This is a genomic window from Methylobacterium sp. WL116 (genome assembly GCF_008039455.1).
In the GTDB taxonomy this organism is placed as follows: Bacteria; Pseudomonadota; Alphaproteobacteria; order Rhizobiales; family Beijerinckiaceae; genus Methylobacterium.
In genome coordinates, this window is record NZ_VRUV01000803.1 from 1 (window position 1) to 1,450 (window position 1,450).

The following is a 1,450-nucleotide window of genomic DNA, read 5'->3' on the forward strand; positions in this document are numbered from 1 at the left end:
GCACGGCGCCGCCCTCGCGCGCGATCTGCCCGAGCAGCGCCTCGGCCGGCGGGCAGGACGAGCAGCTCTGCGAGGTGAACAGCTCGACCACCACCGGCCGCCCGGCCGCGTCCGCCGGGGAGACGGCGGAAGGGGAGAACGGGGCGCCGAGCAGGGCGGCGAGGAGCGCGAGCGAGATCGTGCGACGCATGGCAGGTCTCCGGACGGGTGCGATGCCGTGCCCTTCGCGGCGCGGCCGGGCCAGTTACCCGGGCTTACCCCTCGGTCTCCTCGCCGGCCGGCTTGTCATCGTCGCGGGCGCGGTGGAGCAGGAAGATCGAGGCCACCATGGTGAGGATCAGGCCGGCGAGCACGCCGAGCTCGATCATCGAGGCCTGGAACAGGGCCGCCTTCTCCTGCGACCAGTCCTTGCCGTGCATGATCTCGGAGGATTGCAGGGTGATCACCAGCACCCGCCGGATCGAGGCGATCAGCCCGACGATCAGGAACGGCTCGCAGGTGAGCTTGCCGGAGCGCATCGAGACCCGCACCGTGTGCAGGATCTCCACCAGCATCAGCAGGAACAGCAGCCGGTCGACCACCTCCAGGGTCTGCGCGGCGCCCCCGAGCGAGCGCAGCGCCTCGAAGGTGAGCCCGACGGCGTCGACCAGCGCGATCAGCGCGGTGAAGGCGAGCAGCAGGCCCAGGGCCGCGTAGATCGCGTGCTCGGTGTGGAGGAAGACGAAGCTCGACGCGCGGGTCAGGCGCCCCTGCGATTGCGGATCGTCGGCCATGGCGTGCCTCCCGGACGCGTCTTCGTTCCGATGAGACAGGATCGTGCGGCCGGCGTCCAGCGGAAGCTTGGCGGCGGGCGGGGATCGCGGGCGTCCGCGCGGCGGAACGGTTTCCGGGATGGTCCCGTTGCTCTCGTGCAACATAGGAGAAAGACATGCTGACCGGCGGCCTGCTGTGGCTCATCGGGATCCCGATCCCCGTCATCCTCCTGATCTGGTTCTTCTTCCTGCGCGGCCGCTGAGGGCGGAGGGCGCTCCGCACGGGACCGCTCGGCGTCCCCGTGCCTTCCCCGTCCGCGCGTGCTTGCGTTGTCCGTGCCCGCAGCGGAAGCACCGCAACGAAAAGGGCCGGCGCGCCTCGCGCGCACCGGCCCCGAACGCCTGCGGATCGCGCTACTTGGTGATCTTCACCGAGACCGGGTCGCTCGACGGGAAGGTCTCCTCGAGGGCGTCGTCGAGGCGCTCGCCCATCTTGTCCTGCTGGTTGGCGGGGTTCTTCTCGTCGCCGGGCTTGGCGCTGCCCTGCTGGAACCCCTGCTTGTCCGCGCCCTGCGGCGTCTTGGTGTCGTCGGTCATCGGGGCTGCTCCTGCCGTCACGAGGCGCCGAGGGCGGCGCCGGTGCCGGATCAACGCGAGGCGGCCCCGGGTGTTTCACGCCGCGTCGGCCGGGGGGCGGC

At 71.4% G+C, this 1,450-nt stretch carries 3 protein-coding genes; all 3 read right to left on the reverse strand.

Going from position 1 to position 1,450, the window contains the following annotated elements; translation table 11 throughout:
• The coding region (locus FV223_RS27480; protein ID WP_147729855.1) for a DUF1223 domain-containing protein at window positions 1-190 on the reverse strand (190 nt) is incomplete at its 3' end.
• Window positions 191-254: 64 nt separating this feature from the next.
• The gene (locus FV223_RS27485) at window positions 255-773 is read right to left on the reverse strand and encodes a phosphate-starvation-inducible PsiE family protein (RefSeq protein ID WP_147729856.1); all 519 of its coding nucleotides are present in this window, start codon (window positions 771-773) and stop codon (window positions 255-257) included.
• 393 nt (window positions 774-1,166) lie between these two features.
• The gene (locus FV223_RS27490; RefSeq protein ID WP_147729857.1) at window positions 1,167-1,349 is read right to left on the reverse strand and encodes a hypothetical protein; all 183 of its coding nucleotides are present in this window, start codon (window positions 1,347-1,349) and stop codon (window positions 1,167-1,169) included.
• Window positions 1,350-1,450: the final 101 nt, after the last annotated feature.